General features: G+C 68.6%; 26 protein-coding genes and 2 pseudogenes. 15 read left to right on the forward strand and 13 right to left on the reverse strand.

Annotation, left to right across the window (positions count from 1 at the left end; translation table 11 throughout):
- Positions 1-116: 116 nt before the first annotated feature.
- The 5 genes and pseudogenes from ACFFNX_RS10985 to ACFFNX_RS11005 form a co-directional block, all read right to left on the reverse strand.
- A complete protein-coding gene (locus tag ACFFNX_RS10985) occupies positions 117-242 on the reverse strand; it encodes a hypothetical protein (protein WP_378198927.1) in 126 nt (41 codons plus the stop codon).
- Entirely contained in the window at positions 217-576 is a 360-nt protein-coding gene (locus tag ACFFNX_RS10990; RefSeq protein ID WP_378198930.1) for a helix-turn-helix domain-containing protein, read from the reverse strand. Before ACFFNX_RS10990 ends, ACFFNX_RS10985 begins: the two co-directional genes overlap by 26 nt.
- A 227-nt stretch (positions 577-803) precedes the next feature.
- A pseudogene (locus ACFFNX_RS10995) lies at positions 804-2,313 on the reverse strand (ISL3 family transposase); the annotation flags it as partial.
- 465 nt (positions 2,314-2,778) lie between these two features.
- On the reverse strand, positions 2,779-3,120 hold the full coding sequence (locus ACFFNX_RS11000) for a hypothetical protein (RefSeq protein WP_378198933.1): 342 nt from the start codon (positions 3,118-3,120) through the stop codon (positions 2,779-2,781).
- 625 nt (positions 3,121-3,745) lie between these two features.
- Positions 3,746-4,678 (reverse strand): HNH endonuclease, encoded by a 933-nt coding sequence (locus tag ACFFNX_RS11005; RefSeq protein ID WP_378198936.1) that lies wholly within the window; start codon positions 4,676-4,678, stop codon positions 3,746-3,748.
- A gap of 191 nt (positions 4,679-4,869) precedes the next feature.
- On the opposite strand from ACFFNX_RS11005, the gene ACFFNX_RS11010 reads away from it, so the two are divergent.
- The gene (locus ACFFNX_RS11010) at positions 4,870-6,090 is read left to right on the forward strand and encodes a DNA cytosine methyltransferase (protein ID WP_378198939.1); all 1,221 of its coding nucleotides are present in this window, start codon (positions 4,870-4,872) and stop codon (positions 6,088-6,090) included.
- Between the two features lie 905 nt (positions 6,091-6,995).
- Positions 6,996-7,217, forward strand: a pseudogene (locus ACFFNX_RS11015) (HAD family hydrolase); the annotation flags it as partial.
- On the opposite strand, the gene ACFFNX_RS11020 reads toward ACFFNX_RS11015, so the two are convergent.
- A complete protein-coding gene (locus ACFFNX_RS11020) occupies positions 7,168-7,911 on the reverse strand; it encodes a DUF6597 domain-containing transcriptional factor (protein WP_378198942.1) in 744 nt (247 codons plus the stop codon). The pseudogene ACFFNX_RS11015 and the gene ACFFNX_RS11020 overlap by 50 nt on opposite strands.
- A 64-nt stretch (positions 7,912-7,975) precedes the next feature.
- Between ACFFNX_RS11020 and ACFFNX_RS11025 the strand changes: the two genes are divergently transcribed.
- Positions 7,976-8,314 (forward strand): maleylpyruvate isomerase N-terminal domain-containing protein, encoded by a 339-nt coding sequence (locus tag ACFFNX_RS11025; protein ID WP_378198945.1) that lies wholly within the window; start codon positions 7,976-7,978, stop codon positions 8,312-8,314.
- Complete coding sequence (locus ACFFNX_RS11030; protein WP_378198999.1) at positions 8,221-8,538, forward strand: TIGR03086 family metal-binding protein; 318 nt, start codon at positions 8,221-8,223, stop codon at positions 8,536-8,538. Before ACFFNX_RS11025 ends, ACFFNX_RS11030 begins: the two co-directional genes overlap by 94 nt.
- Positions 8,539-8,693: 155 nt before the next feature.
- Here ACFFNX_RS11030 and ACFFNX_RS11035 read toward each other — a convergent pair whose 3' ends face one another.
- The gene (locus ACFFNX_RS11035) at positions 8,694-9,623 is read right to left on the reverse strand and encodes an NADP-dependent oxidoreductase (RefSeq protein ID WP_378198948.1); all 930 of its coding nucleotides are present in this window, start codon (positions 9,621-9,623) and stop codon (positions 8,694-8,696) included.
- Between the two features lie 73 nt (positions 9,624-9,696).
- On the opposite strand from ACFFNX_RS11035, the gene ACFFNX_RS11040 reads away from it, so the two are divergent.
- Entirely contained in the window at positions 9,697-10,077 is a 381-nt protein-coding gene (locus ACFFNX_RS11040; RefSeq protein WP_378198951.1) for a winged helix-turn-helix transcriptional regulator, read from the forward strand.
- Between the two features lie 114 nt (positions 10,078-10,191).
- Here the strand turns inward: ACFFNX_RS11040 and ACFFNX_RS11045 are convergent, their stop codons facing one another.
- Positions 10,192-11,346 carry a hypothetical protein gene (locus ACFFNX_RS11045; RefSeq protein ID WP_378198954.1) on the reverse strand — a complete coding sequence of 385 codons (1,155 nt, stop codon included), beginning with the start codon at positions 11,344-11,346 and terminating at the stop codon, positions 10,192-10,194.
- 215 nt (positions 11,347-11,561) lie between these two features.
- Between ACFFNX_RS11045 and ACFFNX_RS11050 the strand changes: the two genes are divergently transcribed.
- From ACFFNX_RS11050 to ACFFNX_RS11060, 3 genes are all read left to right on the forward strand, one after another.
- Positions 11,562-13,223 carry an ABC-F family ATP-binding cassette domain-containing protein gene (locus ACFFNX_RS11050; protein ID WP_378198957.1) on the forward strand — a complete coding sequence of 554 codons (1,662 nt, stop codon included), beginning with the start codon at positions 11,562-11,564 and terminating at the stop codon, positions 13,221-13,223.
- 64 nt (positions 13,224-13,287) lie between these two features.
- The gene (gene hemC / locus ACFFNX_RS11055) at positions 13,288-14,235 is read left to right on the forward strand and encodes a hydroxymethylbilane synthase (RefSeq protein ID WP_378198960.1); all 948 of its coding nucleotides are present in this window, start codon (positions 13,288-13,290) and stop codon (positions 14,233-14,235) included.
- A 59-nt stretch (positions 14,236-14,294) separates the two neighbouring features.
- Positions 14,295-16,049 (forward strand): glycoside hydrolase family 15 protein, encoded by a 1,755-nt coding sequence (locus ACFFNX_RS11060; protein WP_378198963.1) that lies wholly within the window; start codon positions 14,295-14,297, stop codon positions 16,047-16,049.
- 33 nt (positions 16,050-16,082) lie between these two features.
- On the opposite strand, the gene pdxR is transcribed toward ACFFNX_RS11060, so the two are convergent.
- A complete protein-coding gene (gene pdxR, locus ACFFNX_RS11065; protein ID WP_378198966.1) occupies positions 16,083-17,501 on the reverse strand; it encodes a MocR-like pyridoxine biosynthesis transcription factor PdxR in 1,419 nt (472 codons plus the stop codon).
- A gap of 47 nt (positions 17,502-17,548) precedes the next feature.
- Between pdxR and ACFFNX_RS11070 the strand changes: the two genes are divergently transcribed.
- A complete protein-coding gene (locus ACFFNX_RS11070; RefSeq protein WP_378198969.1) occupies positions 17,549-18,775 on the forward strand; it encodes an MFS transporter in 1,227 nt (408 codons plus the stop codon).
- 19 nt (positions 18,776-18,794) lie between these two features.
- Here ACFFNX_RS11070 and ACFFNX_RS11075 read toward each other — a convergent pair whose 3' ends face one another.
- A complete protein-coding gene (locus ACFFNX_RS11075) occupies positions 18,795-19,091 on the reverse strand; it encodes an SRPBCC family protein (protein ID WP_378198972.1) in 297 nt (98 codons plus the stop codon).
- Here ACFFNX_RS11075 and ACFFNX_RS11080 point away from each other — a divergent pair.
- The 3 genes from ACFFNX_RS11080 (at position 19,090) to ACFFNX_RS11090 (ending at position 21,855) form a co-directional block, all read left to right on the forward strand.
- Positions 19,090-19,218 (forward strand): hypothetical protein, encoded by a 129-nt coding sequence (locus ACFFNX_RS11080; protein WP_378198975.1) that lies wholly within the window; start codon positions 19,090-19,092, stop codon positions 19,216-19,218. The genes ACFFNX_RS11075 and ACFFNX_RS11080 overlap by 2 nt on opposite strands.
- A 200-nt stretch (positions 19,219-19,418) precedes the next feature.
- Positions 19,419-19,766, forward strand: coding sequence for a helix-turn-helix domain-containing protein (locus tag ACFFNX_RS11085; protein WP_378198978.1), 348 nt, complete (start codon positions 19,419-19,421; stop codon positions 19,764-19,766).
- A 328-nt stretch (positions 19,767-20,094) separates the two neighbouring features.
- Positions 20,095-21,855: a SpoIIE family protein phosphatase gene (locus tag ACFFNX_RS11090; protein WP_378198981.1), complete on the forward strand. Its 1,761-nt coding sequence runs from the start codon at positions 20,095-20,097 to the stop codon at positions 21,853-21,855.
- A 47-nt stretch (positions 21,856-21,902) separates the two neighbouring features.
- Here the strand turns inward: ACFFNX_RS11090 and ACFFNX_RS11095 are convergent, their stop codons facing one another.
- Positions 21,903-22,328: a hypothetical protein gene (locus tag ACFFNX_RS11095; RefSeq protein WP_378198984.1), complete on the reverse strand. Its 426-nt coding sequence runs from the start codon at positions 22,326-22,328 to the stop codon at positions 21,903-21,905.
- Between the two features lie 22 nt (positions 22,329-22,350).
- On the reverse strand, positions 22,351-22,782 hold the full coding sequence (locus tag ACFFNX_RS11100) for a hypothetical protein (RefSeq protein ID WP_378198987.1): 432 nt from the start codon (positions 22,780-22,782) through the stop codon (positions 22,351-22,353).
- Positions 22,783-23,198: 416 nt separating this feature from the next.
- Here ACFFNX_RS11100 and ACFFNX_RS11105 point away from each other — a divergent pair, with 416 nt between their 5' ends.
- Positions 23,199-23,960 (forward strand): DUF6585 family protein, encoded by a 762-nt coding sequence (locus ACFFNX_RS11105; protein WP_378198990.1) that lies wholly within the window; start codon positions 23,199-23,201, stop codon positions 23,958-23,960.
- Positions 23,961-24,043: 83 nt separating this feature from the next.
- Positions 24,044-24,559 carry a hypothetical protein gene (locus ACFFNX_RS11110; RefSeq protein ID WP_378198993.1) on the forward strand — a complete coding sequence of 172 codons (516 nt, stop codon included), beginning with the start codon at positions 24,044-24,046 and terminating at the stop codon, positions 24,557-24,559.
- A 103-nt stretch (positions 24,560-24,662) separates the two neighbouring features.
- On the opposite strand, the gene ACFFNX_RS11115 is transcribed toward ACFFNX_RS11110, so the two are convergent.
- Positions 24,663-25,544 carry an alpha/beta fold hydrolase gene (locus tag ACFFNX_RS11115; RefSeq protein ID WP_378198996.1) on the reverse strand — a complete coding sequence of 294 codons (882 nt, stop codon included), beginning with the start codon at positions 25,542-25,544 and terminating at the stop codon, positions 24,663-24,665.
- A 122-nt stretch (positions 25,545-25,666) separates the two neighbouring features.
- On the opposite strand from ACFFNX_RS11115, the gene ACFFNX_RS11120 reads away from it, so the two are divergent.
- Positions 25,667-25,873: AfsR/SARP family transcriptional regulator (locus ACFFNX_RS11120; protein WP_378199002.1), on the forward strand; the 207-nt coding region annotated here is incomplete at its 3' end.

Consider the following 25,873-nt stretch of genomic DNA (forward strand, 5'->3'; position numbering starts at 1 on the left):
CGACCTGGGGAGACGTGCCGGGCGAAATCCCGGTAACGCGCCCCAGGTCGACTCTACTCATCCACCGCCAGCACCAATGCCTTCTCCGGCGGATCCAGATACAGGCCGACGACATCTCAGACCTTGTCGATGAACTGCGGGTCATTCGACAGCTTGAACGTCTCGACCTGATGCGGCTTGAGCCCGAACGCCTTCCAGATCCGCCCTACGGTCGACTTACTCAGCCCGCTTTCGGCCGCCATCGAGGGTCCGTGACCAGTGCGTGGCATCAGCCGGAGTGCGCTCCAGCGTCGCGACCACAACCCGCTCGACCTGTTCATCGGTGATCTTCCGCGGAGCGCCCGGCCGCGGCTCGTCCACCAGACCCTCCAGCCGCCGCTCGATGAACCGCTTCCGCCACTTACCCACCGTCTGCGGCCAGACCCCCAACTCAGCCGCGACCTGCTGATTCGACTTACCGTCCGCGCACCCCAACACGATCTTGCACCGCTGCGCCAACGCCTGAGACGACTTGGCCCGCCGCGACCAGCGCACCAACGCCTCACGCTCGTCACCGGTCAACGCCACCTCGGCCACCGGCCGACCTCTACCCGCCACCCGACAACCCTACAATTCATCAACGAACTTAAGGCGCAGGACACTAGTGTCCTGCGCCGGAAATCTTGGCGATATATTCGGCTAATGAATTGAGGATCTCCTCGGCGGTCTTGGTCCACACGAACGGCCTGGGGTCCTCGTTTCAGGTCGGGCCTGTCCAGTCGGCTCTGTCGCTCTTTCGGTGGTGACGGAGGGTGAGGCTGTTGGAGGAGGATGCGGTGGCGTAGGAGATGGAAGCCTGCCCGGCCGTACATCTGTCTTTTGATCAACTTTGTCTTAGTGTTGACTCCCTCGGTCCCGCCGTTGTGGTGTTCGCTGGTCAGAGCGGCGTGGACGGTGTCCTGGTCGAGTCGGAGACCGCGGAGGAATGAGTGGACGTGCGGCAGGTTCACCTCTTCCGCGGTGTTGATCCGCTTCTCCAGCCGGTCTCCGTTGTCGTCGGCGGGGGTGAGGAGCTGGGTGAAGGCGCGGACCGGTGCGGTGAGTTGATTCATCTCTGGGCAGGCGTTGGTGGTCTTGTGGAGGAGCTCTTGCTGGCTGGGGTTGAGGGTGTCGGGGCGGGTGAGCAGTAGTCGCGAAAGTCTGCGGGGTTGTGAGGGCGGGTTGATCGTCTTCGACGCGGCCCTGGGTGATGTAGCGGTAGAGGAGGTTCTGGCTGCCGGTGTGGCCGTGTTCCCGGATCTCGCCCAGGAGCTGAAGGACGGGGACCGCGGGGTCCTCGGCTCGGCGTTTACGCAGGTACTCCCGGTAGGGATCGACAAGCGTGGGACGGTACTGCGGGGCCCGCCGCATCTGCGCGGGCGCCTCGATCCGCGCGTACCTTTTGACGGTGTTCAGAGCGGGATTCAGCCGCCGGGCGCATTCCAGAAGGCCGACTCCCGCATCGAGCAGGTCGTGGACCTGCTGCCACCGCTGCAGGGTGGTGGTCTTTCCGTCGTCGAGTTTGCGCACCCGGGAGGCGGTGGCCCAGCAGCCACTGTGAACAGCCACTTCCTTCCCGGCGGCCTGGGCGAAGTTGTGCCAGATATGCCACCGGTCGCCGACCTGAAGGGCATCGGGCAACGCCTGATTCACGGCAACGGCGTAGCCGGCGGCGCCGTCACGGCAGACGATCTGGACGCCCGGATGCTCACGCGACCACGCGGCAAGGGTGCCGGACCTACGGTCGGGCAGGACGTCGATCCGCCGGCGGGTCTCAGCGTCGATCAGGACGGTCGCGTAGGTGCGCGAGCGTCGCAGCGAGAAGTCATCCACGCCCAGCACCCGCGGCGTCGCCACCGCCGGCAGCGGGATATCCAGCAAAGCCCGCAGCGCTGAATGACGGGAAACCCGTACTCCCAGCGCGAAGAACACGCGGGCACTGGCCCGGCCCGCTAACTCCCGCACCACCGCCCTGACCTGTGCAGACAGGCGAACTGTTCGCCTTTGATAACGCTCCAGCACCCCACAGACCTGTTCCCGGAACGTCCGCCGGGGGCACCGCCAGTCCCGGCAGGCGAGCCGACGCACCCGCACGTCCACCACCACCCGCCGCCCATCGACCGGAACATCGGCCACGGTCCGCTCACACCACGCATGGACATGAGCAGTCTCGACAGCACATCCCGGGCACGCTACGGGAACCTCCCGGCTGCGGGCCCGCACTCGGATCAGCTCGCCCTCGTCGGCGACATCCTCGATGACCAGGGCCGACAGCCCCGAAAACACGGTGTTCACAAGATCGTTAAGACTGCACCGGGCTCATCGTGACATCGCAGCACCCTGCGTCACCACCGAAAGAGCGACAGAGCCGAAAACCGTACAGTCCCACGCCTGGGAGCAACTGCTCGCCCGCCACCAGTACGACCACGACCGCGACGGCGGGAGACCCACAGCCACGCGGACATCCCCGACGTGAGCTGGCCCTAACGAGTTGCCCTGACCCTGCTGCCGTTCAATCGCCTCCGGCGGGGGCCTCGGGCTCCGGGATGGCCGCACCGCCGGGGCGGGCTGGGTGGCTGGTTGAGGTGGAAGCCTGGTCATCCCGTCCGCCTTCGCCCCAGGACAAGCCGAGCAGACCAGGCCACGGTGGCGAAGGTCGTTCAGTCGTGGAGTGCTCCACCTTCACCACCGTGGCCTGGCCCGCTCCCCCGAAGGGTGGGACGAGGGCGAACGGGATGACCAGGTTGGCGCTTGGTGCCATCAGGCTCCGGGAAATTGGGCGGCCAGCTCGGCGATCTTGCGCACGGTCGCCTGGGGGACTCTTATCCAGATATCCCAGGTCTCATCATCGTGGCCGATGAGGATCGTGGCCTGATCTGCCCCATTGGGGTCAGGATCGGCAGACCAGTACACCCGCGCGTTCGTGCAGGTTCCTACAGCCAGAGAACGACGTGCGTTCCAGTCAGCGTCCGCGATACCGGCCAACCGTTCAAGGTCGACACGGGGAGCTTCGACGTGCAGCACCCACGAAGGAGACATCAGCGTTACTCGGATCTCCCCATGGGCGGTTGTATCAAGATCCAGCCGAACGTCATCGACCATGCGGGCATGCTCCCACGCCATGTGGAAGCCGGAGTCTGTCGCCGACCGCCCGGCAGCCATCACTGGAGCCGCCGACAGGAACGCGTCGCGTGCCTCACACCCCAGCGACTGCCCGTGCCACTAGCGCGCCATTAGCCCCGGTGATCAAATCTTCTGCGCTTCCTCAAAGCCGTCTGGCAAGCGGGCCGCGCGGGGGGTTCCCTAACCGCTCAAACATCAATAAGCCGGTGGGGCGATTGGATGTCAGTCAGGGTGGCTTACGTGCGGTGGTCCCTCGACGGCCGGTCGGATGGCCAGGCCACGTGGTGTCACAATATGGATGATCCTGACATCGTCGTTATTTCTGCGCTACCGCGTCTCGGAAGGGTCCAAACTTTGCCGCCACCTGATCGGTCCAGTTCGACTGGACCCAAATTCATGTCAGCCATTGGCCATGGGGCCCAGCAACCGGTCAAATTCCCGGGAGACCAATGCTTGCGGATCTTCCGGACAGTCAGACGTGAGGGTCTACCTCCGAGATGCCGCAGTCCCCGTCGCCGGGAGGTTGGACGGCAGAAATTACCCCTAGGTTTAGGCGCTTCCTTCGTCTGCAGATCCGGGCCGGATTATCGTGGGAGGGCATTCTTTAGGAGAATGGCTGACTGCTGGGCCTGTGCATGTCCCAGTGCTTGGTAAGCCAGTTGATATGGTCGACGGTGGTGCGGACATAAAGTGGCTTGCCATGAAACTGGGCGTAGTGCGGGTAGGCAGCGAGTGTGGCGGCGACATCGAGGGTGTGGGTCTTGGGGTTGACGGCGATCAGGCCAAGGTCGAATAGACGATGGACGTCGCGGCGCAGCAACAGACCACCACCCCTGTGGTGTTTGCCCGTGGTGGCGTAGCTGTAGAGGTGAGCGGCTTCGAGGGCTGGCGCTGGCGTGGGGCCGGTGAACGCACAGACCTCGCCGAAGGTTGTTAGCAAGGCCTCTCGGAAGGCGGGTTGTCCAACGCGCACACGCACCGAGGCCTTTCGATGCCCGCCGGCGATGACCTCGTGGGTTTTATCGAGGATATCGAGAGGTATCGGTGTCTTGCCCTTCTCGATCCGTTCGCGGAAGTCCTCCCATCGGAGCCGCCGCAAGCTCAGTTGCGAGCCGGGTTTCTCACAGAGTTGGCGTAGCTCCCCACCGGCGATACTTCCTCGCAGTTCAATCCATGCTGCTTCGTGGCGGCTGCGGTATGTCTTGACCTGCACCTGTGTAGTAATCGGCTCGTCGAACTCGGCCTTACATTTCCAACATTTATAGTCCGGCGTCATGGTCTTGCGCCGTGCGACGTTGGCTGTACCGCAGAAAGGGCAGGATCGTACGTTCTTAATGCCGGAGCCGCTCTCGATCGCTTCGATGACCGATACGCCGAGGAGCGTCTTGGTGTCCCAGAGGGCGATCACGTCGCCGACAGCGACCGCGGCGGCGTTCGGCACACGTTCGTCCCAGCTGTAGTGACGAGACGGGTCATCGTCGTACCCGTCACCGGCGCGCTTCCGCTCCTCGACCGCGATCATCAACCATGCCGCCATCTACTGCCTCCCGCGCCCGCTGCCGAACATCAGGGTAGCTGCCGCCTCTGACATCCCGCGCTGGATGCCAGCGCCGGTTCGCTGGCCAGTCCAGATCTCGGCGATCCCAGTCCGCGTCTCCCCTGAGAGCTAAGTTGTCGGCCCTCCGGAGTAGTGTCACTGACGCTCCCCGACACCTTAGAGGAAGTGCGATGCAATCTGATACGGCCGGCCTTTCTCGTTCTCTGTTTCCGGAAGCGGCGAATCACGCCATCAAAATCACTGAGCTATTCGCGGGTTGCGGTGGTTTCACTCAAGGATTTCGAGAATTTCGGCCCAGCGGTTTTAAATCTTCTCCTTTTCGCTCCGTTGGTGCTGTCGACTGGGACATCGCTGCAGCTAGCACGTTCGCCGCCAACTTCGCGGATGACGTGCTTACTGTCGATAAGATATTTGTCGATGACATCAAGTATTGGAATGAATCTGCACTTGTCCAGCCCGACATAATATTGGGCGGCCCTCCCTGTCAAGGATTTTCTTCTCTTGGTCGGCTAAATCCCGACGATCCGCGCAACGAGCTTAATTATCAATACATGCGAATGGTAAGTGTGCTTGCACCTAAGATATTTGTCATTGAAAACGTCGACCGTTTTATCAAATCACGCGAATATGATCAGCTACGTCAAGCCACGAAACCGGGCGGTCTGCTATCTGAGTATGCGTTGGAAACAAAAGTTCTTAATGCTGCGGATTATGGTGCTCCGCAGAATAGGAGGCGAGCGATTGTGTTGGGCACGCATCGGGATCTGGTGTCTAGTCATCCTGACTTGATACCGCTGCAACATCCGGAGCCCACTCACGCCAAGGATCCTCAAGCGCCGCCTACCCTATTTGATACGCGCGACCGCAAGCCGTGGGTGCCAGTTAGCTCGGTATTTGAGAAGACCTATGCATATTCTCCTGTTGCCGCACTTCCGGAGCGTGTCTGTTCGCCGCTTGGCGTTTGCCTGCCTGGGGTATTTGGGACTTACGAGTTGCACCTGCGGCGGAACCCGACTCCTCTTTCCCTAAAGCGTTATGCGAGTATCCCGCCTGGGGGTAACCGATACGATTCACCTGCCGACCTATCAACGAAGAGCTGGCTAAGGCATCGCACAGGATCGGGCGATGTGATGGGTCGCCTGCATATAGATCGCCCTTCAGTGACGATCCGAACAGAGTTTTTTAAGCCTGAAAAGGGACGCTATCTGCATCCCTATATGGATCGACCAATCACTCACTACGAAGCTGCCCTTATACAAGGATTCCCGGATGAATTCCTGTGGTGTGGAACAAAAATTCAAATCGCGCGGCAAATAGGAAACGCGATACCGGTTCAACTCTCGCGTGCACTCGCGGAGGAAATATATTTCTACCTAAAGACCGTTAGGTAGAATTCGGGGCAATCGCTGCCGCGCGGCTTCCGGCGCTCGGGCCGTAGCCGGCCCTGTGCTCTGGTCCGCTTGCCCTGGCAACCGGCGTACGGTGATCGTCGTGGATGAGGCGGAGGCGAGCGGCCAGGCGTGGAGGGATGAGGTTCGGCGTCGTGTGACGGTCGAGCAGGATCGGGCGGCTCTCGCGCACCTTGTCGAGTGGGATGCCGATCCGTTCGAGGTCGAGCTGTACGAGTCCGCCTGCGAGCCTCGGGAGCTGTTGATCGACCGGGCTCAGCGTTCGCGAGCCGGACAGTACGAGCGCCACGTGCGTCGGCTCCGACACCGCCGCGTGTACCGAGACTGCTAACGCATCTGCTAACAACGACCCCGGGCCGTCCTGGACGACTGTGGACGGCTGAGCCACGAAAAACCAGGCCAGCGGATCTATCTGGACGGCGCTGGACGCCTCTAGCCTCACTCGTAATGAATAGGTCGTCGGTTCGATTCCGACAGGCGGCTCTGTGCTGGTCCGGGGGACGCCCCCCGGAGCCCTCCGCTGTAGGGGGCTTCCGCCCCCCACAGCCCCCACGGGTTGAGGTCGTGGACGGGGTCGCTAACCAATGATCAGGATGAGGGTCTGCTGCCGTTGGCGGTCAGGCCTCGTTCTGCGTCTGCGTTGGTTCTGTCTTCGGGACAGATGTCGGTGTATGGCCCGCTGCGGTTTCTTAGGTCACGTGCTTACGCGGTAAGCGACGCATCGCGCCATGGTTGTGGTCGAACTTGTCGGCGGTCTCCTCTTGCTTCTAAGTGATGGACGGCGACGCGACCGTAGCGCCGAGGTCCGCCGGGTGGCCGTAGGGGATTGCTTCCCTTCGCGTGGTCGTCGGGTGCGCTGACGCCGACCTGCGGCTACTCAGCCCCACCCGGAGCTGATCTACCGGGCCGTCGACGGGCTGGCCGCAGAGGCCGCCGCATGCGTGCTGATCGGCGATTCCCTCAGTGACATCGAGGGAGCCCGTAATGCCGGGACGCTCAGCATCGGCTACGCCAACAAGCAGGTAAGCATGCGATTCGCACCAAATCCGGGGAGGCGGACTAATACCGCTGTGCGTACCAGGTTGGTGGCTCGCCGAACATGCTCTTGAAGTCGCGGATGAAGTGGCCCTGGTCGGCGTAGCCGAGGTCCGCCGCCAGTGCGGCCCAGTCGATCGCTCCGCCGGCGGCCATGCGTGTGGTTACCTCGTGCAGGCGGTAGCGGCGGATCACCCACTTGGGTCCGATGCCGACGTACTCCGCGAACAGCCGTTGCAGCCCCCGCATGCTCAGCCCCAGTTCGCCGGCGAGGCTTTCGACCCTGGTCACGGCCTTGTCCTTGGCGATCAGCTCGACTGCGGCCACCGCCTGGCGCACCCGGGGGTCGTCGTCTCGCAGGTGTCTCAGCAGGAACGCATCTACGGTCGGCGCGTCGAGCGTCGTGGGCAGGTCCGGGCCGAACACCTCGGTCGCCGGGACGACGCGGTCGGTGATCGTCGAGACGGAGGCACCGAGGAACGGGCGGAAGGAGCCCGGCCGGAACGCGACGCCGAAGACGTGGTCGCGGCCCTCGAGGACCTTGATCTGGTAGCCGCTGCACACGCCGTTGACGTCCGCGCGGCCGCCGCCGAACGACAGGTGCACGTCCGGGTACGGCACGATCTTCTGCCGGTAGGGCTCGGCGTAGTCCCAGCGAGCCTCCCAGTAATGATCCACCCAGGGCGCGAGCGTCGGCGACGGGCCGTGGAACGCGTGGCGCTGATACCTGGTCCACACACCCCGCAGCTCACGAACGTCCCGCCCCACACGGCAGAGTGTATGTCGCCTTTGTTCAATACCCCTCCGGCCTGCGCCGCCTAGCGTCGCCGCCATGTCACATCTGTTTGACGCGGCCGAGGCCATGGCCGCGGTCGCCCGCACCATCACCGACGACCAGCTCGCCAACAAGACTCCGTGCGCGGAGTACGACGTGCGGGCACTGGTCGACCACCTCCTGTTCTGGGGCCCGTCGCTCGCGGGAGCCGGCCGCAAGGAGTCCGTTCCGCAGCCGGCGGCCGCCGAGTCCGATGTGGACCTCGCGGCCGGCGCGGCCGCCTGCTCGCCCTGCTGGACGACATCACGTCGTCGTGGGCGCCGCCGAGCGCCTGGAAGGGCGAGACGAGCATGGGCACGCCGCACATGTTGCCCGCGCCCGTCATGGGAGACATGATCGTCGGCGAGTTGGCCGTGCACGGCTGGGACCTGGCGGTCGCGACCGGGCAGCGGCTGGAACTGCCCGCCGACCTGCTGGCGCATCTGCACGACACGGTGTCCGCGGGCGTGGAGCAGGGGCGGGAGATGGGCATGTACGGACCGGAGGTCGCGGTGCCGGCCGACGCACCCACCTTGGACCGCATCCTCGGCCTGACCGGCCGTGATCCTGCCTGGGCGTAGTCTCCGAACCTCGAACCGGAGGTCGCTTGATCTTTGTCGTACGTCTGGGGCGGGGACGGGACCGAGTTGTTCGAATATGGCGCCGCTTCGGCTCATCGCCAGGATGGCCATGGCGTCCGCGACTCGATGGAGCCTGACGTCGGTTCGCGACGGGATCAGACGGTGACGGCGAGTTTGCCCTGGAGATGACCGGCGTCGAGTAGTCGGTGTGCTTCGATGATCTGGTCGAACGGGAACGTCTCCTGTACGTGGACGCGGAGGTTGCCCTGTTCGACCAGTTCGACGAGGCCTCGCAGGGCGACCGGATCGGGGTCTACCGCGATGCCGCTGAAGCGCATGCCGGCCGCCTCGTACCTCCTGGCCAGTTCCGAATCCTCCTCGGCTACCGCCGTCACCAGGTGGCCGCCTGGGCGGAGGACCTTGAGTGACCGTTCGGCGGTGTCGCCGCCGATCGTGTCGAGGACGACGTCGATGTCGTGGACCGCCTCGGTGAAGTCGACCGTCTTGTAGTCGATCACCTCGTCGGCTCCGAAGTCCTCGACGAACTTCCGCTTGTTCTCGCCGGCGGTGGTGGTCACGTGTGCGCCGAGGGCTTTTGCGATCTGGATCGCCACATGGCCGACGCCGCCGGCGCCGCCGTGGATCAGGACGCGGGTGCCCTCGGTCACGCCGCCTAGGTCGACGAGGCCCTGCCATGCCGTCAGTCCGACGACCGGGAGCGCCGACGCCTCGACATGTGAGAGGGACGCCGGCTTGCGTGTCAGGTGCAACGCCGGTGACGACACGACCTCGGCGTACGCGTTCGCCGCCCGCGGGAACAACGGCATGCCGAACACCTCATCGCCGGGGCTGAACCGCCACGTCTGCGGCGCCTCCTCGACCACGCCGCTGATGTCCCAGCCGAGGATGAACGGGGGCCGGCCGATCAGCGGGAACTCGCCCGCGCGCAGGCGCGCCTCCAGCGGGTTCAGGCCGATCGCCTTGACGCGGACGAGAACCTCGGTCGGGAGGGGCCGGGGCTCGGGCGCGTCCACGATGGTGAGCACCTCGGGACCGCCGAGCGTGTGCTGGGTGATGACTCGCATGGCTCTCCTGGCTCTGGGTGGGAAAGAACCCAGGCTAGGTTTCCGATAGGAACCAGCAGGTACCTTTGGCGCCATGAGCGGTTTCGGTCCCGGCGATCCCTTTCTCGCCGACTGCCCGGCGCGTCTGGCGGTCGAGTTGATCGCCGACAAGTGGACGGTGGTCGTGCTCTACGGCCTCAGCAAGGGGCCGGTACGCCACGGCGCGCTGATCGAGCTGATCGGCGGCATCTCCCGCAAGATGCTCACCCAGACGCTCCGACGGCTCGAGGCGCACGGGCTCATCCGCCGCCACGCCTACGCCGAGGTGCCGCCCCGCGTCGAGTACGAACTCACCCCGCTCGGGGCGACCCTGATCGACCCGATCCACATGCTGACCGAGTGGGCGAGGGCGAACGGCGACGCGGTGCTCGATGCGCTCGACGCCCATCCCGAAAAGGTCGCCTCCAGCGACTGAGCCCCCCGCCAGGGCGCCGGATATCTCCTCGGCAGCGACCGTGCTCAATTCGGCGGTATCCGCGAAAAGGCCCCTTCCGACCGTGGAAGGGGCCCGTACGCGCCGGGGATCAGGTCACGCCGGGACGATGTAGAGGTGGCTCATCGCCGATCGATGGGTCGAGGAGGAGCCGCGCCGGTCCGGCAGGCCGACCGCCGTGCCCTGCACCGCGCCGGTGTCGCCGCGCAGCCAGTCCACCCGTACGTAGGCGTTGAAGACCGGGGCGCAGCCCGGCGCCTTCGACACCGCGAAGTGCGGTGTGTACAACGGCACTACGGCGTGGTGCACCCAGTACGGGATCGTCTTGGTGACGCTGCTCGTCGACGAGTCCGTGTGGCAGATCTTCGTGCCCGCCGCGTTCCACTGGTTGACGATCAAGGTGAACCGGGCCGTCGACGAACCATTCTTGTCGCACTTTCCGGTGCGCTGACATACCTGATAGTCCACGTCGCCGAAGACGTTGAGTTCGTGGGACCCGGCCGGTGTGGTGGTGATCGGCAGCGCGGGCTGCCGTACGGTCCGGTGGGTCGAGTCGACCGGCAGGTCGCCGTAGGGGATCTCGTTATCGAGCGGCTTGCCGTTCGCCGCGTTGGTGACCGACGTGTCGGCGAACCGCAATGAACCGGCCGCGATGCGTACCGAGGATTTCTGCGTGTAAAGCGAGGCGGCTCTGGCGTACGTCGTGCAGGTGGCCGTCGTGGCCACGCCGGGGTGCAGCAGGAATTTGGTGACGATCCAGGTGTCTTCCCACTGCCGGTTCTGACCCGTGCCCGCGTAGATGTTCTGGCCCATCACCAGGTTCTTGCCGCCGCCCGGCCAGGTGCAACGCACCTCGTTGTCCACCAGCGTTCGCACGGTGGCCGCGTTCGCGCGCAACGACGAGACCACGTACGCGGTCTGCTTCGCGGCCATTGCCAGCCGTACGGTGCCGAGCGCCACGACGTTATGGTCGATCCCCGATTTCGGCGGCGGCGGGGCGGTAATCCGCTGCGGTTTGAACGTGGCCGACGACGCGGCGGCAGCCGGGACCGGAGGGCAGTCGTTCTGGCCGGTGCACTTCACGTCGGGCTTCGCCTGCGTACTCACCGGAGCCTTCGAGCTTTTCTGGGCCGCGGTCGCGGTGCCGCTGGGAGACGGAGCGGCGTTCACCGCATCTCCTCTGCAACCGGTCAGGGAGATGCCCAGTGTCACTAATGCGACCGCACCGAAAGTAACGTTCTTCGCCGACAAAAGACTCTCCTCAATGTGCTGTGCGTGCTTCCGCGATCGTGCCATATCTTCTGACGCGGCGGGGGCCGGAGAGGTTCACGGATCGAAGACGGGCGCCTACCAATTGTGGCCGTTCCCGCGCATGTCCGTACGAGATCATTGTCGCGGTCGCCCACCGTCGCATGGGCGTCGGCCCGGTTCGGCGGTCGCCCGGTGGCGGATAGCGTTGGCGTTCTATGACCGCAACCCTTGTCGCGAAGGACCTCGCCGCCGGCCACGGCGACCGTGCCTTGTTCTCCGGGCTCGACCTGGTCGTCTCCGCTGGAGAGGTCGTCGGGCTGGTCGGGGTCAACGGCGCGGGCAAGTCCACCCTGCTGCGCACTCTCGGGGGCCTGCTCCGCCCCGAGGGCGGCTCCGTGACGCTCAGCCCGTCGTCGGCGGCCGTCGGCTATCTGCCGCAGGAGCCCGAGCGGCGACGCGGTGAGACGGTGATCGGCTTCCTGGCCCGTCGTACCGGGGTGGCGCAGGCCCAGCGGGAGCTGGACGCCGCGACCGAGGGGCTGGTCGGCGGGCGTGCGGGCGCCGACGACGAATACTCCTCCGCCCTGGAGCGATGGCTGGCCCTGGGCGGCGCCGATCTCGAGGACCGGGCGGGGGATGTGGCGGCCGAGCTGGGGCTGGCGGTCGGCCTCGATCAGCAGATGACCTCGTTGTCCGGCGGGCAGGCGGCCCGCGCGGGGATGGCGTCGCTGCTGCTCAGCCGGTATGACATCTTCCTGCTCGACGAGCCCACCAACGATCTGGACCTCGACGGGCTGGAGCGGCTGGAGCAGTTCGTCACGAGCCTGCGGGCCGGCGCGGTGCTGGTGAGCCACGACCGCGAGTTCCTGGACCGTACGGTCACCCGGGTGGTGGAGCTGGACCTGGCCCAGCAGCAGGTGAACGTCTACGGCGGCGGTTACGCCGCGTACCTGGCCGAGCGCGAGGTGGCCCGACGGCATGCCCGGGCCGACTACGAGGAGTACGCGGGGAAGGCCGCCGCCCTGGTGGAGCGCGGCCGTACGCAACGGGAGTGGGCGGCCAAGGGCGTCCGGAACGCGCGGAAGAAGGCCCGGGGCGCGGGCGGGGGAGACAACGACAAGGTCGGCCGGAACTTCCGCGCCGACGCGAGCGAGAAGCAGGCCTCCAAGGTCCGCCAGACCGAGCGCGCCCTCGAACGCCTCGACGTGGTCGAGGAGCCCCGCAAAGAGTGGGAACTGCGGATGGAGATCGCCGCCGCGCCGCGTGCCGGTGCGGTGGTGGCGACGCTGCGCTCCGCGGTGGTACGGCGCGCGGACTTCACTCTGGGCCCGGTCGACCTGGAGATCGGCTGGGCCGACCGGGTGGCGATCACCGGAGCCAACGGGGCGGGCAAGTCGACGCTGCTGGCGGCGCTGCTGGGCCGGGCCGATCTCGCCGAAGGTCACGCCGCGCTCGGTACGGGCGTGGTCATCGGCGAGGTCGACCAGGCGCGGGCCCTGTTCCTGGGCGAGGGCGCGCTGCTGGACGCCTTCGGCGCGGAGGTGCCCGAGTCGCCGCCGGCCGAGGTCCGTACCCTGCTGGCGAAGTTCGGCCTGGGCGCCGCGCACGTGACCCGGCCCGCGGCGACGCTGTCCCCCGGTGAGCGCACCCGGGCGGCCCTCGCGTTGCTGCAGGCGCGAGGCGTGAACCTGCTCGTTCTGGACGAGCCGACCAACCATCTCGACCTGCCCGCCATCGAACAGCTGGAGTCCGCGCTCGGCTCCTATCCCGGCACCCTGCTGCTGGTGACCCACGATCGCCGGATGATCAACGCGGTGCGCACCACCCGCCGTCTCCATCTCACCGACGGCCGGGTCGCCGAGAGAGACTCGGGTTGAACCGGACAGACGGGATCTGCGCCGGGGCCGCGGGGCTCTGAGACGGCGAGCGTATGTTGAGCGGGTGCCTCCAGATCTTCGTATCCGCGTCGGCTCCCGTACCTCGCCCATGGCCGTCGCCCAGGCCGAACACGTCCGGGACCTGCTGTTCAGGTCCGGCGAGGACCTCGACGTCGAGCTGATCGGCATCGAGACGTCGGGGGACCGGTGGCAGGGTGATCTCGCCGAGCTGGGCGGCAAGGGTACGTTTCTCAAGGAGATCGACCGGCATCTCCTCAGGGGTGACATCGATGTCGCGGTGCACTGCGTCAAGGACGTCCCCGGCGACGTTCCGCTGCCCGAGGGCACCACGTTCGCCGCCTATCTGCCGCGTGAGGATGTGCACGACGTCGTGCTGTTCCCGGCCGGTTCCCCGTACCGCGGTCTCGATGAGCTGCCGGCGGGCGCGCGCATCGGCACCGCGGCCGTACGCCGCAAGGCCCAGATCCTGCGCAAGCGGCCGGACCTGCACGTCGACCGGATCCGCGGCAACGTCAACTCCCGCATCGCCCGCTTCGACTCCGAAGGCCGCCTGGACGCGATGGTGCTGGCCCGCGCGGGCCTGCGCCGGATCGGGATGGAACACCGCGCGGTCGAGGTCCTGTCCCTCGACGACATGTGCCCGGCGGTCGGCGCCGGCGTCATCGGTGTCCAGTGCCGCACCGCCGACACCGGCATCGTCGAGCTTCTGCGCCTGCTCGACGACCCGCGGACCCGCACCCACGTCACCGCCGAACGCACGATGCTGCGCGACCTGCGAGGACGCTGCAACAGCCCGATCGCCGGCCACTGCACCACCACGGCGGACGGACAACTCTCCCTGCTCGGCATGGTCTTCGGCCGCGACGGCGGCCATTTCGCCTGCGCCCAGGAACGGGACACCCTCGACCACGCACACGAACTCGGCGCGCGCGTGGCCGCGGCGCTTGCCCGCAAGGGCGCACACCGGCTGATCGCCGGCACCGCCCGCTGACCTGCGGTATCGGTATACGCCCCGTGCTGGCGAGGCCACCGGCGGGTAGCGTGGTCAACGTGCGGATCGAGGACTACGCCCTCCTCGGGGACACGCGGTCAGCCGCCCTGGTCGGTCGCGATGGGTCGATCGACTGGCTTTGCCTTCCCCGGTTCGACTCTCCCTCGTGCTTCGCCAAGCTCCTCGGCGACGAGTCCAACGGGTTCTGGCGGTTGGCCCCCGCCGGGTACGAGATGGCCGCGCGACGCGCGTACACCGACGACACGCTGATCCTCGAGACCGTTTGGGAGACCTCCACGGGGACCGTCAAGGTCATCGACTTCATGCCTCCCCGGCAGGCCAACCCCCACCTGGTCCGGATCGTGGAGGGCGTGTCCGGCACGGTGGACATGACCGTAGAGATCAGCATCCGGTTCGACTACGGCAGGATCGTCCCCTGGGTCCGCCGCTTCGACGGCCGCCTCCACGCCATCGGCGGGCCCGACTCGGTCTGGATCGACACCCCGCTCCACCTGGAGGACAGCGGCGACCGGTACACCGGCACCTTCGCCATCGACGCGGGGCAACGCCAGGCGTTCGTGTTCACGTGGCACCCTTCGCACCAGCCGGAACCCGACCACATCGATCCCGTCGAGCAGCTCGCCGAGACCAGGCTGTTCTGGGAGGAATGGGTCTTTCGCTGCTGGCTCCCGAGCCGCTGCCGCGCCGCCGCGGTCCGCTCCCTCATCACGCTCAAGGCGCTCATCTACAGCCCGACCGGCGGCATCGTGGCGGCTCCCACCACGTCGCTGCCCGAGCATCTCGGCGGGGTCCGCAACTGGGACTACAGATACTGCTGGCTGCGCGACGCCGCGATGACGCTCGACGCCCTGACCGAGTCCGGATACATCACCGAGGCGGGCGCCTGGCGCGACTGGCTGCTCCGCGCCATCGCGGGCCGCCCGGAGGACCTCCAGATCATGTACGGCGTGGCGGGCGAGAGGCGCCTGCCAGAGCAGACGCTCAACTGGCTTCCCGGCTACGAGGGTTCCCGGCCGGTGCGGATCGGCAACGACGCGGCCGGCCAGCTTCAGCTCGACGTCTACGGCGAGGTCCTCAACTGCTTCTACCGGGCCCACAAGCTGGGGATGCCGCCCCACGACTACGCCTGGACCATCGTCTGCAGGCTGATGGACTTCATCGAGCGCAGCTGGAACCACCCCGACGAGGGCCTGTGGGAGATCCGCGGCCCGCGGCGGCACTTCGTCCATTCAAAGGTCATGGCGTGGGTGGCGGCCGACCGGGCCGTACGGATGGTCGGGAAGTTCGGCCACACCGGCCCGGTCGAGGACTGGCGGGCCCTGCGGGACCGGATCCACGCCGAGGTCTGCGACAAGGGATTCGACCCCGAGCGCGGCACGTTCACCCAGTCGTACGGATCTCGTGAGCTCGACGCGGCGCTGCTCCTCATTCCGATCGTCGGCTTCCTGCCGCCGGAGGACCCCCGGGTCATCGGCACGATCGAGGCGGTCAAACGCGAGCTGACGGTCGACGGCTTCGTGCTGCGCTATCCGACCTCCGAGAGCAACGACATCGACGGGCTGCCCGGATCCGAAGGCGTCTTCCTTGCCTGCAGCTTCTGGCTGGCCGAGGCGCTCGCGATCATCGGACGCAAGCACGAGGCCATGGAGCTGTTCGAACGGCTGCTGGCCCTCACCAACGACGTGGGCCTGCTCGCCGAGGAGTACGACCCCGTCCAAGGGCGTCAGCTGGGCAACTTCCCTCAGGCGTTCACCCACATCAACCTGATCCACACGGCCCAGGCGCTCAGCTAGCGCCGGCCGGCCGTGGCCCCCCGACCTTGTGAATCACCTGCCTCGAAGCAGGTCGGCGACGGCAGCGATGCCGGCCTCGATCGCGCGCTCTCCGGTGTCGCCGAAGCCGAGGACGAGCTGCGGCCGGGCCGTTCCACCGGTGTGCCGGAGCGCCGCCATGCCGTACAGCCCGACGCCTCGGCGGCGAGCCTCGTCGATCAGGGTCGTCTCGTCGGTGCCGGCGGGCAGGTGCAGTACGGCGTGGAAGCCGGCCGCGAGTCCGGTGACGCGCAGGCCCGGGGCGTGCCGGGAGAGGGCGTCGATGAGGGCCGCGCGCCGCGTCGCGTACTCGGCGCGCATGCGTCGCAGGTGCCGGTCGTAGCGGCCCGACTCGATGAGCGTCGCGAGCGCCCGTTGGTCCAGGCCCGGACTGCCGCGGTCGGCGAGGCGTTTACCGTGGGCCAGTGCGTCGAGAAGCGCGGGCGGGGCGACGATCCAGCCCAGGCGCAGCGTCGGCGCGAGTGACTTGCTCACCGTTCCAAGGGAGATGACGCGGTCGGGCGCGAGCCCTTGGAGGGAGCCGACCGGGTCGCGGTCGTAGCGGAACTCGGCGTCGTAGTCGTCCTCGATGATGACTCCGCCGCATCGGCGGGCCCACGCGATCATCTCCTGGCGGCGGTGCCCGGCGAGCACGACGCCGGTCGGCCACTGGTGGGCCGGCGTCACGAGGACCGCGCGCGCCCCGCTGCGGTCGAGCGCCGCGACGTCGATGCCGTCTTCGTCGACCGCGACCGGTACGGCGGTCATGCCGACGGTGGCCGCCAGCCGCGTCGTCGACGGGTCGGGGCCGGGGTCCTCGAAGGCGACCGTGCCGAGGCCGCCGGCGGCGAGCGCCGCGAGATCGAGGCCGAGCTCCTGTGCCATCCCGGCGCAGATGACGAGCTCGTCACCCGTCGCCGCGACGGCCCGCACCCGCCGCAGGTAGGCGGCGAGCACGTCCCGCAGTCGTTGTTCACCGAGCGGGTCGCCGTAGTCGAAGACGGCGTCGGGGCTCGTCCTGCAGACCTCGCTGATCGCCCACGCCCAGTCCTCACGCGGCACCAGGCCGAGGTCGGGCACGCCTGAGCGGAAGTCGGCGATCGCGTGCCGTGGCCGCGTCGCCGGCCGAGACCGCGCAGGCGAGGCGTCCGATCGAGGCACCGCGGCGGCGGCCACCCGTGTCGCCGAGCCGGCGCGGCTGGTCAGGTATCCCTCCGCCTGCAACTGCGCGTAACAGTCCTGTACGAGGCCGCGGGACAGCCGCAGGGTGCGGGCGAGCTCACGGGAGGAGGGCAATCGCTCGCCGCTCGCCAGCCGTCCGCCGCGGATGGCGTCGCGCAGCCGGTTCTCCAGTTGGGTGCGCAACCCGAGCGCGCCGCTCCGGTCGATGGTGATCAGCAACTCTGGGCCCGAACCGGCCCACTCCACGGCCATGAAACTGGACCTTACTGGTGATCCGGTTGCCTCGTAGCGTCCTGTCCATGGCAATCGACACTCTCGCCTCGGCGATCGAACCGGACACGATCCCCGCTCCGGGGAGACTCGTCTCCCGCGCTCTTCTGCTCCGCTTCGGGTCCGTCATCGGCTCGTCGATCGGTTTCTACCTGCCGCTGTCGGTGATGCCGATGTTCGCCGACCAGACCGGCTCAGGCGGCGGCGCCGGGCTGGCGACCGTCACCCTGTTACTGGCCACCGTGGCGTGCGAACTGGTGACGCCGCGTCTCGTCGGTCGCGTCGGCTATCGCGGGGCGCTGGCGCTCGGCCTGACACTGCTCGGCGCGCCCACCCTCCTCCTGACGGTGTCCCACGGTCCCGGACTGATCCTGGCGGTCAGTGCGGTGCGCGGTGCGGGCTTCGCGATCAGTGTGGTGGCCGGCGGGGTCGTCACGGCCACGCTGATTCCGGCCGACCGGCGCGGTGAGGGCCTGGCCCTCGTCGGCATCGTCTCCGGGGTTCCCGGGCTGCTCGCGTTGCCGGCCGGCGTGTGGGCGGCGACCCGTTTCGGGTACGGGCCCGTGTTCGCCGTCACGGCGCTGGTGCCCCTGCTCGCGCTGTCGTCCGTACCCGGGCTGCCCCGGCGCGCGGCGCCTGCGCATCGCGGGGGCGTCCTCGGCGGCCTGCGCGACTCGGCGCTCGTCCGTCCGGCGACGATCTTCGCGACCTCGGCCGCCGCGGCCGGGGTGCTCGTCACGTTTCTGCCCCTCGCGACGCTCGGGCAGCCGACATGGGTGGCCACGGCCGCGCTGTTCGTTCAGCCCGCGTCGTCCACGGTGAGCCGCTGGGTCGCCGGGCGGATCGGCGACCGGCGCGGCCAGCGGTGCCTTCTGGTGCCGGGGCTGATCATGGCCACCGTGGGCATGGCCGCCCTCGCCGGTACGAGCGTGCCGGCGGCGGTGGTCGCCGGAGCGCTCGTGTTCGGTACGGGCTTCGGCGTGCTGCAGAACGCGACACTGACGCTGATGTACGCGCGGGCCACGGCAGGGGAGGAGGGCGCGGTGAGTGCGATCTGGAACGCCGCGTACGACCTCGGCATGGCGGCCGGCGCGTTCTGCGCTGGCCTGACCGCCACCACGCTCGGCTACCCGGCCACCTTCGCCCTGACCGCGGTCGCGTCGCTCCCGGCGCTCGCCCTGGTGCGACGCGACCGCGATGCCGCGCACCGGAATCGGACACGGGCGGGGGTTCCGTTCCGTCGCACGTCTTCGTAGAGAGGAACCCCCGCCCGTCTCATCCGGCCGCGGTCTCCAGGGCCTGGCGCATGACCGTCGAGCCTTGTTCGACGAACTCGGCGATCGGCGCGGCGAGAGTGTCGGGCAGGACGTCGGTGTGCCAGACGAATCTGGTCCGCCCGCCGTCTTCGGGCAGGGCCTGCATCGAGGCGTGGTGGTGGGCGGGGTGGAGGCTGCCGCCGACGACGGTGTAGGCGACGCGTCTGTGCTCGGGATCGAGGTCGACGAGCCGTTCACAGACGATGGTGCCGTCGGCGAAGGTGACGGAGCCGGAGGCACGTGGTGACCACCGCATGGTGCTCGTACGGCGCGGCAGGTTCCGGCGGTGGGCCGACGGGGGCGACGCCGACCTGGATCCGACGGTGGGCTACCTGGGTGCGCCCGGCGAGGAGGAGCGGTTCGCCCATCCCGCGGGGCGGTGACGTCTGCGCGTCGGTGAGTCTCGCGCCCGGGTTCTTCGACGGGCGCGGGGGCGCGAGGGCGGTGTACGTGGACGCTCGCGTCGACCCGGCGCACCGTCGGACGCGGAGGCGACATCGACTACGCGCTGGCCGAGGAGCTGCTGCGTCTTGTCGCGGCCGCCGCGGGCCGACCGGCCGGGCGGGCGAGGCCCGCCGATCGGTTGCTGGTCGCGGCGGCTCGCGAGGCGATCATCGAGGGGGCGCGGGAGTCGGCGGGGCTGTGCCCGCTGGCCGGGCTGTCGCAGACCTCGCCGTACCGGCTCAGCCACGCGTTCTCCCGGCAGATGGGCGTGTCGCTGACCCGCTACCGCAACCGGGTCCGCGTCGGCCGGGCCATGGACCGGCTGGTGGAGGGCGAAGCCCGTCTCTCCGACCTGGCCGCCGACCTCGGCTTCTCCGACCAGGCGCACCTCACCCGCACCGTCCGCGCGCACCTGGGCCACACCCCGACCGCGCTGCGCCGGCTACTCGTCCCCGGGACGGACGGCCCGCCTACGCTTCCGACGTGATCGAAATCGGTTCGAGGGCGCGAAAGCTGCCGGCGCCTCCCGCAGTGGTCTGGGAGTCGCTCGCGGATCCTCATCGGCCGGGAACCCGGCCGTGGCAAACCTCCTGATCAGAGCAAGACCGGGCATCTTCGGCGGCGGCTCAACCACCTTCTCTTCGCCGACCTTCGGTTCTCCTACGGTCAGTGACCGCACGCCACCGGCGTGGTGAGCTCGGCCGAATGACCGTCTTCGGCGTCCGGGAGGTAAACTCGCAGGTCAATCCCTGTTTTTCGCACTGATTACTGCATGTCCGACTAAGGGGGCGTCGGTGGGCAGACCGGAACCAGGCGTGGGAGACGATCATGATCCCGAACGGAGAGCGACGGATCGATCGCCCCCTGAGTCTGCTCTTCGTGTCAACCCCGAGCTGGACGCCCTGTTCGACCAGTCACCGATCGCCATGGTCTTCCTCGACCGCGGACTGCGCGCCAGGCGTACCAACGCGGCGTTCCGCCGGCTGATCGGCCTCCCGGACGAGGCGATCATCGGCCGCCGGCCCTCGGAGGTCAACGGCCCGTCGATCAAGTACTGGCCGGCCACCCAGCCGATGTACTGGCGGGCCTCGGACGGTAAGGCCTGGAACGAGCGCACTCTCGCCGAGCAGGTGATGGACCGAGGCGTTCCCGTGGTCAACGTGCACATGGAGTGGACCAGTGCGGGCAACCGGCGGGTCCTGTCCTGGTCGGCGTACCGGGTGACGGAGAACGGCCGGGTGCTCGGGGCGCTGTCCTGCCTCCTGGACATCACCGACCACGCGCAGGCGATCACGCGGGCCCATGCCCGGCTCGAACTGCTTGAGCGGGCCGGCAGCCAGATCGGGGCCACGCTCGACATTCACCACACGGCCCGGGAACTCGCCGACCTGGCCGTGCCCGAACTCGCCGACCGCATCTCCGTGGACCTGCTCGACCAGGTCTTGCAGGGGGAGAACCTTCCCCGCGACGGCGCGCGCACCCTGCAGTTTCGCCGGGTGGCGGTGCGCGACTCCGCGGTCAGCGCCAAGATCAGGTACGAGGTGGGCGACCTGATCACCCTCCCGGTCACCAGTCCACACGCCGTGGCGCTCCTGCGGGGAAAGCCCCTCCTGGCGCGGAACCTGGCCGAGGTACGCGGGCGGTTCTCCGGCACGCCCGCGGTGGCGGAAGCCTTCCACGCCCGGGGCGTGCACACGCTCATGGTGGTGCCGCTGGTCGCCCGGGGCGTCACCCTGGGGGTGGCCTCGTTCTTCCGGGCCGAACACCCGGAGCCGTACGGCGAGGCCGATGTGCGGCTGGTCGGCGACCTGGCCTCACGCGCGGCGGTGTGCATCGACAACGCCCGCCTGTACACCCGTGAGCACAACACGGCGGTCACCCTGCAGCGCAGCCTGCTGCCCCAGCGCATCCCGCAGGTGCCGGGGCTGCGGATCGCCCACCGCTACGAGCCCGCCAGCCGGACCGCGGAGGTGGGCGGCGACTGGTTCGACGTCATCCCGCTGGACACCGGGCATGTCGCGCTGGTCGTCGGCGACGTCACCGGCCACAGCATCCACGCCGCGGCGCTCATGGGCCAGCTCCGCACCACCACCTCGGCCCTGGCCCGCCTCGGGTGCCCGCCGGAGGAGATCATGCGCCGGCTCGGCGACGTGGCCGCCGAGCACGACGACGAGATCGGCGCCACCTGCCTGTACGCCCTGTACGACCCGGAGTCTCGGCGTTGTCGCCTCACCAGCGCCGGGCACCTCCCGCCCGCACTCCGCCACCCCGGCGGCGGTGTGGAGTTCATCGATGTGCCGGGCGGGATGATGCTCGGCGTGGGGCCGAGCCGCTACCCGGCCACCGACGCCGAACTCCCCGAGGACAGCGTGCTGGCCCTCTACACCGACGGGCTCGTCGAACACCCCGGCCAGGACATCGGCACCGGCATGTCCCACCTGGCCCGCACTCTGACCGCCGGTTCCACGCGGTCGCTGGACCAGCTGTGCGACAGCGTCCTGGCCGGCCTGGGCGCCGACGCCAGGGACGACATCGCCCTGCTGCTCGCCCGCACCACCGCCGCGACGGTTTGCTGATCCCCGCTCGGATCTGAGATCGGTGCGTGCCCGTCACCGTCATGGCTTTACCGCTGATGAACCCGGTCGGGCGCGCTCCGGGCCGCCTGTCGGGTGCGGCGCGCGGTGATCATGCTGAGGACGCCGGCGATCATGGTGATCATGAGGCCGACGGCCATGACGACGTTGCCGGCGACCGTACCGGGATTGTGCGAGGTCAGGTTGGGCGTCAGCTTGCCGGCCAGGGTGCCGACGCCGACGATCCAGAACGCGATGAACACGCTGAAGACGGGATGCCACCACCAGCGGGCGGTGAGCAGCGTCAGCAGGCCGGCCCCGACGATGAACATGATGCCGGGCGGGAAGGCGGCGCCGAAGGGGGGAACGGCCTCGGCGAACTTGGACGGGTCGGCGGACCACTGAATGAGCAGACCCGCGATCCCGATGAGCAGACCGGCGAACGAGATGAGAGTGCGGCGGCTCAGACGGAACATGATCGATTCCTTCACGGTGAGGTCAACGGGATGTGCGGAGGGCGTGAACGGCAGAGATCACCGCGCAGATGGCGGCGGCGGCGAAGCCGAGCACCTGGAGCCAGCCGGCGGTGAAGTCCAGCGCGTGGCCCGGATGGATCAGCCGGGGCGCGAACGCGGGCGCGGCGAGTCCTCCGTAAAGGAAGAAGGCGCTCATGGCGACGATGAGCAGCGGGGTGAACCGCCACCAGACCAGAGCCGCCACCACGGCGAACGCGAGGTCGATGAACGGGCCGGGCCCGTCATAGCCGGGAGCCTCGTCGCCGATGGCGGCCAGGATCAGAGCCACGCAGGTGGCGATCAGGAACGTCCGGTGCCGGCCGTGGGCACGGCCGATCGCGGTCCAGGCCGCCCTGCCGCGTCGCGGTGGTCTCGCCGGATCCAACGACCGGTGGTCGTTCGTCTGCGCTGTCACGAGACAGCCTCCTTCGCGGGTGGTGTCGGTCGAGCCGCGAGCCGGCGTCATCGGGGTCAGGACGTTGGCTGAGCACCCGCCCCATCCTGTTCACGAGTGCCCCGCCGGGCGTCGGTTCCAGAGCGGCATCGGGCCTACGCAGATCTGCGTAGGCTGCCGCCGATGCGCGGGCCACGGTATTCCGTGGACGAATGCGTGGAGCCGACCGTTGGTGGCGGGTTCAGGTCGAGGAACAGGGGGTCGCTGCCACCGTTACGGGCAATGGGCACAAGCCCGTCGAGCGAGACCTCGTCAGCCTTGAACGGCCGGAAAGCGCCGAATACCATGCGGCCTCGGTACAAACGCGATAGTTCTTCAGACACCCAGAATTATTGGCTTCAGAACCATCCGCGTGGATTACCGAGTGAGAGCGGGCCATGGAAGCAATCAATGAGGCTGCCCGGCGAGAGCGCCTCGGTGGTCATCGCGCGACCTATCCGGCGGTGCTGGTGTCCTCGACCCGCCTGCGGGTGGGCGGCGCGGTGGCGGCGGTCGGAGCGGTGCTGGCGCTGATCGGCCTGGCCACGGGGAACATCGCCCTCGTGATCCTCGGGTTGATCTTCGCGGTGATCTTCGGCTTCCAGTTCGGACGGCTGGCGCTCCTGAACAGGCAGAAGGAGGGCCAGCAACTCCTGTTCTTCGACGAGGGGCTGGTCTGCGTCGGCGTCGGCGGGCAGATCTTCGTACGGCGGTGGGACTCCACCACCGTCTACCAGAACACGGTCCGGCACTACCGCAACGGTGCCTACGTCCGCACCAGCTACTCGTACCGGCTGATCGACGCCACCGGCCAGACTCTCGGGCTCGCCGGCGGCTTTCACCGGCCCGAGGAGTGGGGGCAGGCCATCCAGCAGGCCGTGACCGACGCTCAGCTTCCGCGCGCGGTCACCGCGATCCTGGGCGGAGAGTCGCTGTCGTTCGGGGACATCTCCCTCAACCGGGAGACGGTGTGGGCTTCGGGGAAGTCCGTCCCGTGGACGCGGGTTCAGGAGATCAAGGTCAAGGACGGCCGGGTCTCCCTGCGGGTCGAGGGGAAGTGGCTGGCGCTGACCACCACCATGGTGCGGTCGATCCCGAACTTCTTCGTCTTCTACGCACTGGCCGAGCGCTTGCGCCTGTCCGCCACCGGGGCGAGGTAACGCCGCCCGGCGACGGGAACGCCACCGGCCGCACGTGACGTCGAACAGAGTGCGTTGACCTTCGATGTGCGGGAGCCAGAGCCGTGTCCATCTTCACCAGACGCCGCCGCGTCCGTCTCTCCAGGCACCGGACGGCGGCCGGTCCGTTCGGGCCGGTACGGATCAGCCGTGACCGCCGGCCCTCGGTCCTCGCGCACGTGGAGGGGCCGGGCATACCCGCCGTCACCGTCCTGCCCGGCCGCGACCTGAGCGTCAACGGGGAGCGCGCGCCGACGGGACGGGACGTGGGCAGGTGGTGGGACCCTCGCAGAAAGGCGCGTACGTGCACCGCCCGCGTCGGCGACCGCGGCTATGAGCTGCGGCCGACCGGGCTGTTCCGGGCCCGGCTCCTGCGGGACGGCACACCGATCGCCACCGCGCACGGCGGCCTGCGCTCCTACTCTCCCGTCCGCAGCCACCCCGGCATCGATGCCCGGCTGGACTGGTCATCCGGCGCCGACCCCACAGACGTCGCCGTGGGCCAGGCCATGGTGATCGCCTTCGGCGCGGGCGCCCCCGGCGCACTCACCCGAGTGCTCCTCTTCTGGCTCGACGTCTGACCGTGAGGGGCTCCGACGACCAGCGGAAGGTCGGGGCCTGGCACTCGGTGCCCGACCGGATCACGGTGAGCGAGGTGTTCGACCCGGCGCGGCCGAGCAGCGTCTAAGCGCGGCCGAGCAGCTCGCGCAGGGCCTTGGCGACGTCGGCGGGGGCCTCCTCGGCCATGAAGTGGCCGTACGCCACGGAGGAATGCCGCAGGTCGGAGGCCCAGGCGCGCCAGAGGGCGACCGCGTCGTAGCCCAGGGCCGCGCCCCAGTCCTGCTGGAGCACGGTCACCGGCATCTCCAGCCGCCGCCCGGCCGCGCGGTCGGCCTCGTCGTGCCGTACGTCGATGCCGGCGGAGGCGCGGTAGTCGGCGACGATCGAGACCACGGCGGCACGGCAGGCGTCCAGGTACGCGGCGCGGACGTCGGCGGGGATCGCCGTACGGTCGAGGGCCCAGACGTCGAGGAAGTGGCCGAAGAACGCGTCCGCGCTCGCGGCGATCATCTGCTCCGGCAGGCCCGGCGGCTGGGCCATCAGGAACAGGTGGAAGCCCACCGCGGCCGTCGTGCCGTGCATGACCTCCCACATGTCCAGCGTCGGCAGGACGTCCAGGCAGGCCAGGTGGGAGATCGCGCCGGGGTGGTCCAGGCCGGCGCGGAACGCGACCAGGGCGCCCCGGTCGTGCCCGGCGAGCGCGAACCGGTCGTGTCCGAGGGCCCGGGCCAGGGCGACGACGTCGGCGGCCATCGTGCGCTTCGCGTACGTGTTCTCGTCGTCGGCGGCCGGCTTGTCGCTCGCCCCGTACCCGCGCAGGTCGGGGCAGATCACCGTGTGGTCCGCGGCGAGGTCCGTGGCGACGTGCCGCCACATCAGGTGGGTCTGCGGGAAGCCGTGCAGCAGCACGATCGGGCTGCCGGTGCCGCCGACGGCCGTGTGAAGAGACACGCCGTCGGCGACGGGGACCCGCCGGTAGTCGAAGCCGGGGATGGCAGGCGGCATGGTGCCGTCCTTTCCGTACGGTGGAGGAACGAGACATCAGGCAGCCTGCCGGGTGCGAATGAGCATCCGGTCAGCGCGACGGAGGAGGGGACGGGCCGGTGCGGTTCGGGGTGCTGGGGCCGATGGCGGCGTGGGACGCCGACGGGGCCGCGGTCGACCTGAAGGGGCCGCGGCACCGCGCGGTGCTGGCCCGGCTGATCATCGCCCGGCGCCGCGTCGTCCCGGTCTCCCGCCTGGTCGACGACCTGTGGATCGACCCGCCCGACGGCGCCGTGAGCGCCGTACGGACGTTCGTCGGGGCGCTGCGCCGCGCGCTGGAGCCGGGACGA

The organism is Actinoallomurus acaciae, from assembly GCF_042429965.1.
Taxonomy (GTDB): domain Bacteria; phylum Actinomycetota; class Actinomycetes; order Streptosporangiales; family Streptosporangiaceae; genus Actinoallomurus; species Actinoallomurus acaciae.

Coding starts and splice junctions, on each gene's coding strand:
- ACFFNX_RS10985 (WP_378198927.1), bottom strand. CDS start 242: ATGGCGGCCGAAAGCGGGCTGAGTAAGTCGACCGTAGGGCGGATCTGG.
- ACFFNX_RS11000 (WP_378198933.1), bottom strand. CDS start 3,120: ATGGTCGATGACGTTCGGCTGGATCTTGATACAACCGCCCATGGGGAG.
- ACFFNX_RS11005 (WP_378198936.1), bottom strand. CDS start 4,678: ATGGCGGCATGGTTGATGATCGCGGTCGAGGAGCGGAAGCGCGCCGGT.
- ACFFNX_RS11010 (WP_378198939.1), top strand. CDS start 4,870: ATGCAATCTGATACGGCCGGCCTTTCTCGTTCTCTGTTTCCGGAAGCG.
- ACFFNX_RS11025 (WP_378198945.1), top strand. CDS start 7,976: ATGTCACATCTGTTTGACGCGGCCGAGGCCATGGCCGCGGTCGCCCGC.
- ACFFNX_RS11035 (WP_378198948.1), bottom strand. CDS start 9,623: ATGCGAGTCATCACCCAGCACACGCTCGGCGGTCCCGAGGTGCTCACC.
- ACFFNX_RS11040 (WP_378198951.1), top strand. CDS start 9,697: ATGAGCGGTTTCGGTCCCGGCGATCCCTTTCTCGCCGACTGCCCGGCG.
- ACFFNX_RS11050 (WP_378198957.1), top strand. CDS start 11,562: ATGACCGCAACCCTTGTCGCGAAGGACCTCGCCGCCGGCCACGGCGAC.
- pdxR (WP_378198966.1), bottom strand. CDS start 17,501: ATGGCCGTGGAGTGGGCCGGTTCGGGCCCAGAGTTGCTGATCACCATC.
- ACFFNX_RS11070 (WP_378198969.1), top strand. CDS start 17,549: ATGGCAATCGACACTCTCGCCTCGGCGATCGAACCGGACACGATCCCC.
- ACFFNX_RS11080 (WP_378198975.1), top strand. CDS start 19,090: ATGGTGCTCGTACGGCGCGGCAGGTTCCGGCGGTGGGCCGACGGGGGC.
- ACFFNX_RS11075 (WP_378198972.1), bottom strand. CDS start 19,091: ATGCGGTGGTCACCACGTGCCTCCGGCTCCGTCACCTTCGCCGACGGC.
- ACFFNX_RS11095 (WP_378198984.1), bottom strand. CDS start 22,328: ATGTTCCGTCTGAGCCGCCGCACTCTCATCTCGTTCGCCGGTCTGCTC.
- ACFFNX_RS11105 (WP_378198990.1), top strand. CDS start 23,199: ATGGAAGCAATCAATGAGGCTGCCCGGCGAGAGCGCCTCGGTGGTCAT.
- ACFFNX_RS11115 (WP_378198996.1), bottom strand. CDS start 25,544: ATGCCGCCTGCCATCCCCGGCTTCGACTACCGGCGGGTCCCCGTCGCC.